General features: G+C 68.3%; 7 protein-coding genes and 2 pseudogenes. 7 read left to right on the top strand and 2 right to left on the bottom strand.

Features of this window, described 5'->3' with window-relative positions:
• Positions 1-415 precede the first annotated feature (415 nt).
• From NMK34_RS19710 to NMK34_RS19685, 6 genes are all read left to right on the top strand, one after another.
• Positions 416-1,168: a hypothetical protein gene (locus NMK34_RS19710; RefSeq protein ID WP_318334688.1), complete on the top strand. Its 753-nt coding sequence runs from the start codon at positions 416-418 to the stop codon at positions 1,166-1,168.
• Between the two features lie 657 nt (positions 1,169-1,825).
• A complete protein-coding gene (locus tag NMK34_RS30925) occupies positions 1,826-2,248 on the top strand; it encodes a hypothetical protein (protein ID WP_141722637.1) in 423 nt (140 codons plus the stop codon).
• A gap of 220 nt (positions 2,249-2,468) precedes the next feature.
• Positions 2,469-2,942 carry a response regulator gene (locus tag NMK34_RS19700; protein WP_013476110.1) on the top strand — a complete coding sequence of 158 codons (474 nt, stop codon included), beginning with the start codon at positions 2,469-2,471 and terminating at the stop codon, positions 2,940-2,942.
• Between the two features lie 88 nt (positions 2,943-3,030).
• Complete coding sequence (locus NMK34_RS19695; RefSeq protein WP_318334687.1) at positions 3,031-3,342, top strand: transposase; 312 nt, start codon at positions 3,031-3,033, stop codon at positions 3,340-3,342.
• Entirely contained in the window at positions 3,339-3,854 is a 516-nt protein-coding gene (locus tag NMK34_RS19690; RefSeq protein ID WP_091331546.1) for an IS3 family transposase, read from the top strand. Before NMK34_RS19695 ends, NMK34_RS19690 begins: the two co-directional genes overlap by 4 nt.
• The gene (locus tag NMK34_RS19685) at positions 3,812-4,264 is read left to right on the top strand and encodes an IS3 family transposase (protein ID WP_232236821.1); all 453 of its coding nucleotides are present in this window, start codon (positions 3,812-3,814) and stop codon (positions 4,262-4,264) included. The genes NMK34_RS19690 and NMK34_RS19685 overlap by 43 nt, the downstream gene beginning before the upstream one ends.
• A gap of 117 nt (positions 4,265-4,381) precedes the next feature.
• On the opposite strand, the pseudogene NMK34_RS19680 reads toward NMK34_RS19685, so the two are convergent.
• Both NMK34_RS19680 and NMK34_RS19675 read right to left on the bottom strand, forming a co-directional pair.
• Positions 4,382-4,486 (bottom strand): annotated as a pseudogene (locus tag NMK34_RS19680) (IS5/IS1182 family transposase); the annotation flags it as partial.
• Between the two features lie 52 nt (positions 4,487-4,538).
• A pseudogene (locus NMK34_RS19675) lies at positions 4,539-4,778 on the bottom strand (helix-turn-helix domain-containing protein); the annotation flags it as partial.
• Between the two features lie 199 nt (positions 4,779-4,977).
• Between NMK34_RS19675 and NMK34_RS19670 the strand changes: the two are divergent.
• Positions 4,978-5,777, top strand: a protein-coding gene (locus NMK34_RS19670) for an IS5 family transposase (RefSeq protein WP_318334686.1) whose coding sequence is annotated in 2 segments (ribosomal slippage) — positions 4,978-5,314 and positions 5,314-5,777 — 801 coding nt in all. Because the reading frame shifts where the segments join, the coding sequence is not laid out codon by codon here.
• The last annotated feature ends 181 nt before the right edge of the window (positions 5,778-5,958 follow it).

Genomic DNA, 5,958 nt, shown 5'->3' with positions numbered 1-5,958 from the left:
CCGAGGCACCTGGCGCAACCSRGYCCTCGGCCGCTGGTCCAGGCGTCGGACTGCCGGCAGCCACGTTACGAAGAGACCTACCCCCACACGGGTGGCCGTGTCCCTATCAGCGGTCCACCGACGCCACCCGACCCGGCGACAACACCCCCCGGATCATCCGTACGACAGGGGCAGGAAGTCATACCGGGCCGGGCGACCGAGGGGCCCCGGCTGGGGACGATCAAAAAGGTAACCGGGGGGGGGCTTGCTGCCGCCGGACCGGCGCGACGTGTCCCGATAGGGGCTCCCGCCAACAAGGCGCCGTCACAGCCTGACCATCCTTGCCGGCCCGGCGACGGCCATCCGCTCCCGAGCCGTCAGGAGCCGAACAACCCCGCCCAGCTCGTCGCACCTGCGCGACCTCCGGCACCACCAGTTGTTCTTCGCCGACATGGACCGGCGGACGGCCAGGCCCCGGGCTGCGCCGCGACCCTACGGAGCCAAGGGCCGGCCTCTCAAACCACCACCACCGCCGGCCGCCCGGCCGGTCACTGGATGGATCCAGCCGCCGCTGCTCGACGCCGAAGTGCGCAGCTACCGCTACGCCGCAATCGATCTGCGGCACGGCCCCGCGCCGGACAACCCCTGGCTGGCCTGGGTACTGCACCTGGCCCACACCAACGCGGAAGCCCGTGGCTGGACCCCGGTCACACGCCGGGGAATGCAACGGGTACTGGTAATGCTGCTCGCCGACTACCAGGAAGGCGATCTGATCCGGGTCAGCGGCTTCGCGGTCATCGTCGTGCGCCGCTGCACCAACCTCGACTGCGTCATCGAGATCCTCGCCACCTTGGCCGTCGTTGACGATGACCGACCGGCCGCCCTCGAACCATGGCTGCACGCCAAACTCGCCCACCCTCGCCCCGCCCATTCGGCGCGATGTGCTGCGGTGGGCCCGGTCCTGCGCGATGGCGGACCACACGTCCGCGCCCGGCGCGTCGAGACCGTTCGCGGCTATGTTGCCGCTACCGTGCCCGCGCTGACCGACTGGGCGTGGCATCGCGAGCACCTGCGGGAGGTCACCCGCCGCGACGTCAGCACGTATCTGGACAGGCTGCACGGCAACCCACGCCAGACCGCGACCACGCCCTGCGGTCGCTTTTCGGCTGGGCCAAGCACAGCAACCTGATCTTTCGTAATCCGACCGCCCGGGTCAGAGGGCCACGCGTCGATGACGCGATCTGGCAGCCCCTGCGTCCCGACGAGCTGAACCAGGCCGTTACAGCCGCGACAACCCCGCAGGCCCGGCTCTTCCTCGTACTGGCCGCGGTCCACGCGGCGCGCCCCGGCCAGATCCGCGCGATGCACCTCGACGACGTCGACCTGCCTGGCCGGCGCATCACCATCGCCGGTCACGACCGCCCGCTCGACGAGCTGACCCACCACGCACTGCTCGACTGACTCGACTACGGGCGCCGTCATTGGCCGAACACCGCCAACCTGCACCTGCTCGTCAGTACCGAAAGCGCACTGTGGCACGGCGGGTCAGCCACACCTGCGTTTCACGCTGCCCGCCTCCGGTCTGGCCTCGCCGCATCTGGTCTACGGCGAGCGACCCTTCGACGTCTCCGCGAACTCGTTACGGCTGCTGACCACCGTCCCGGAGCCGCTGCCGGTCGACGGGCCGGCGCTCGGCGGTGGTCCGCCGCGTCGGCGGATCGCGCTGTCAGAGTTGACCGCGATCCTGATGCATCTTTCCTGCGGCTACGCCGTGAGTGACCGGGTGGCGGCAGCTCACCGACAGTGCCCGAGGTGGCGGTCCGCCTGGGTAGTCGGAGCGGTCGGGGTGCTCCTGCCCGGGACTGCACCAGCGGCTTACCGGCTGCGCGGCTTCTCCGGGGACGTGCAGGCCGAGGTGATGACCGCATTGCGCTCAACCACGCGGGGGCCCAAGGTGGCGCAGCGGCTACTCAGACTACGCTCACCCGCCGCTCGGACGCCGCTGCGCGCCGGTGAGCCGCGTACGCCCGTGGAGCCGCCGGTGCCGCCGTCGGACGGCGGACACCCCGACGTCGTGCTCGCCCGCACGGTCGCCGCCGGGCTCATCACCACCGCCGAGGCCGACCTGATTGGCGCCACCCGCCTCGAGGACGTGTCGGCGGCCGACTTCGCCGATCGCCCACGGACGCGGCTATTGGGCGTAGCCGAGGAGCGCTCGCGGGCTGAGGAGCGCCTGATCTCACTTTCCCGCACCTGGCGATCCTTTTGACCGGCCCCGCTGACGGCGCTGACACCCCGCAACGGCCCGCCGAAGCCCTTCGAAGGAGGACGGCCACCGCGCCGGGCGCAGGTCCACCAGCTTTCCCTCGCTCATTCGCCCAGCCCTACACCTTGGGGCATAGGGCTCCGAACTGACTGGAAGTGATCTTCCGAACGCTTGCGGAATCGCCCTCGTGACCTGCGTCAGGCCTGGGAAGTACTCTTCCGCTGTGAACGTTGCCCGAGAAACCGCCCGCGGTCGACTGGGTCCGCTGCGGGTGCTGCTGGTCGAGGACGATCCTGCCGACGTCGCTCTCATCGAGGACACCTTCGCCACTCACGCCCTGGCCGCTGAGTTGCACCACGTTCCCGACGGGGTAGAGGCCATGGCGTTCGTGCGCCGTCAAGGCCAGTACGCCGACGCTCCGCGCCCGGAGTTGATCCTGCTCGACCTGAACATGCCCCGCATGAACGGCCAGGAGGTCCTCGCCGCGATCAAGGCCGACCAGTGGCTCAAGACGATTCCGGTCGTCGTGTTCACCACTTCCGTGGTCGACGCCGACGTGCTGGCCAGCTACACAGCGCACGCTAGCGCCTACGTCACCAAGCCCATCGGCCTGGACGACTTCGAGCGCGTCGTTGGGCAGATCCACCGCTTCTACGGCCGCACCGCAAGCCTGCCTCCCGATTCCAGCACGGCCTGAGAAATCCTCCGCCCCAAGCGCTGAGCCACCCCCGCTTTCGTGGAGCTTCTTGACCACGGTCTGATGGCCGTGGGGGAGGAAGTCGTCCGTGGCAGCACCGAAGAAGTACCCCGATGAGCTTCGTCAGCGCGCTGTGCGCCTGTACCGCGAGTCGGACCCGAAGCCGGTGATCCGGCGTCTGGCCGAGCAGCTTGGTATGCATCACGAGGCGCTCAGGAACTGGATCCGGCAGGCCGAGGCGGATGAGGGTGAGCGTCACGATCGGTCGAGCAGCGAGATGGTCGAGGAGAACCGCCGGCTGCGCAGGGAAGTTAGCGAGCTGCGGCGGGCGAACGAGATCCGGAAGGCTGCGAGCGCGTATTTCGCGGCGGAGCTCGACCCGACCCGGCGACGGTCATGAGGTTCATCGGTGAACATCGTGACCAGTTCGCGGTCGCGCTCCTGCTACGGGTCCTGAACATCGGCGCCTCGACCTACTACGCGTGGGTCAAGCAGGCCGAGCAGCCCTGTGATCGGGACGTGGTCGACCTGGGGCTGATCTCCAACATCTACGAGATCTGGGAGACGTCCGGGCGCACCTACGGCGCGGACCGGGTCCACCGGCAGCTACGCCGTGACGGCATCCGCGTGGGCCGCAAGCGGGTGGAGCGGTTGATGGCGCAGCAGGGCTGGCAGGGGGCGTTCCTGCGTCGAGGCTGGCGCGGCGGCTCCACCCGACAGGATCCCCGGCACACGCCGGCACCGGATCTGGTCAACCGACAGTTCACCGCGACCGGCCCGAACCGCCTGTGGGTCGCCGACGCCACTCGCATCCCTGCGGCGAGGGCGCGTTCTGGCTCGCCGCAGTCCGCGATGCGTTCTCCCGCCGGATCGTCGGCTGGAAGACGTCTGACCGCTGCGACACCGACTTGATCCTCGCCGCCCTCGAATACGGCATCTGGTCGCGCGACGTCCGCGACGGCCAATTGATCCACCACTCGGACAGGGGATCGAACTACACGTCTTTCCGCTTCGCGGAACGCTTGCAGGACAACGGGATCCTGCCCTCGATGGGTTCCGTCGGCGACAGCTCCGACAACGCGCTCATGGAGAACTTCTGGTCAACGTTGAAGATCGAACTCGTCTACCGCACCTCGTGGCGGACCCGCGACGAGGCCGAGAACGCGATCTTCGCCTACATCGACGGTTGGTACAACACCCGCCGCATCCAGAAGGAACTGGGCTACCTCAGCCCGAACGAGTACGAGGCCGCCTGGCACAACCACCAGACCGAACCAGCCGAACCACCTATCACCACCCCTGCACCAGCCGGCAGCAGGTAACCACCGCTCCAACAAAGCAGGGGAAACTCAGGAGTAGCAGCCGCGATAGGAAGCAGAGGGCTAGACCAACCCGATTCGGCTGGCGAACTCACGTACACCTAGGGCCTGTCCTGTCGATCATGGAAGCCAGATGACAGCGGCGATGAGGATCAGACTGGCTCGGTAGAGGGATGCGCGTTTGGCGTAGCGGGTGGCCAGGTCACGCCATTGCTTGAGTCGGTTGGAGTACCCGACCCGGTCCGGGGTGAAGCGCACGCTCGACGAGATCGCCGACGAGCAGGTCGATGGCCTCGCGGACATAACGCCAGGCGGTCGTGACGCCGATGTCGAATCCGGCGGCCGGGCGGGTGTAGGTGTCGCCGTTGCGCAGGTGGGCCAGGGCGAGCAGGGCTTGCCGGCCGGGGTCGAGGCGTCGCCACCGAGACCGTTGCTGCTGGCGGCGGGTTCGGATGAGGGCGGCGAGGTGGTTCAGGCTGCGGGTGGACAACGGAATCGCGGCAGGGTAAGACAGCACAGCGAGGCTCCCGGTTGGGGCATCTGATCTTGGTCGATTGCTGTCTTACCGGGAGCCTCGTCCTACCTGGACACCGGCCTCCCACACCGCCCGTGACCTGCGCCGTCACGATGAAAATGGCTCAATGATGTTGGGCGTAACCGATCGGATGTGAGGGTCGTTTCGTCTGGACGTGAGGAGGGGTGAGCAGCCGCCGTGGATGGTCTCGGATGAGTTGTGGGCCGAGATCGCGCCGTTGCTGCCACCCCGCCCACCTCGTCGCAGCCGGTATCCGGGCCGTAAGCCGCTGGATGACCGCAAGGTGTTGTGCGGGATCTTGTTCGTGCTCTACACCGCGATTCCGTGGGAGTACCTGCCCCAGGAGTTGGGGTTCGGCTCCGGGATGACCTGCTGGCGCCGGCTGCGCGATTGGAATCAGGCGGGGGTGTGGCAGCGGCTGCATGAGGTGCTGTTGGCCCGGCTGCGGGGCGCGGGTCAGTTGGACCTGTCGAGGGCGGTGATCGACGGCTCGCACATCCGGGCGCTCAAGGGCGGCCCAAAACTGGTCCGAGCCCGGTCGACCGCCGCAAGCCTGGCTCGAAACACCACGTCATCACCGACGCCGGCGGCATCCCCCTCGCGGTCACACTGACCGGCGGGAACAGACACGACTCCACCCAGACCACCGCTCTGCTCGACGCCATCCCCCCGATCGGCGGGCGGCCGGGCCCGCCACGGCGGCGCCCCGACCGGCTGTATGCCGATCGGGGCTACGACTACGACAGCCACCGCCACCAGATCCGCGCCCGCGGCGTCACCCCCGTCATCGCCCGACGCGGCACACCACACGGCTCCGGCCTCGGCACCCGACGCTGGGTCGTCGAACGCACCATCGCCTGGCTGCACTGGTTCCGCCGCCTACGCATCCGCTGGGAAATCCGCGACGACATCCACGAAGCCTTCCTCAGCCTCGCCTGCGCCCTCATCTGCTGGCGCCAACTCCAACGCACCCAAAGTTAGGAGTTCTAAGTGAGCGTTTGAGAAGTGGTGGGGTTGGGCGGCGTGTCGTGTTGGAGGTGAGGGAAGGCCCTCGGTAGGTCCGGTGGTGTCGAGCCAACCGTTTCCGTGCCGAGGGCCTTCTGATGTCGTTGTACCCGATCGTCGATGCGCAGTCCGCTTCGCCCCGCSGMTATCCGCCGCA

The organism is Micromonospora sp. BRA006-A, from assembly GCF_033433935.1.
GTDB classification, from domain to species: domain Bacteria; phylum Actinomycetota; class Actinomycetes; order Mycobacteriales; family Micromonosporaceae; genus Micromonospora; species Micromonospora aurantiaca.
The sequence above is the reverse complement of the archived record's forward strand: the minus strand, read 5'-3'. Positions and strand labels throughout refer to the sequence as shown.

Excerpts from the sequence above, each read along its gene's own strand:
- NMK34_RS19690 (WP_091331546.1), top strand. The coding sequence starts at position 3,339 with ATGAGGTTCATCGGTGAACATCGTGACCAGTTCGCGGTCGCGCTCCTG.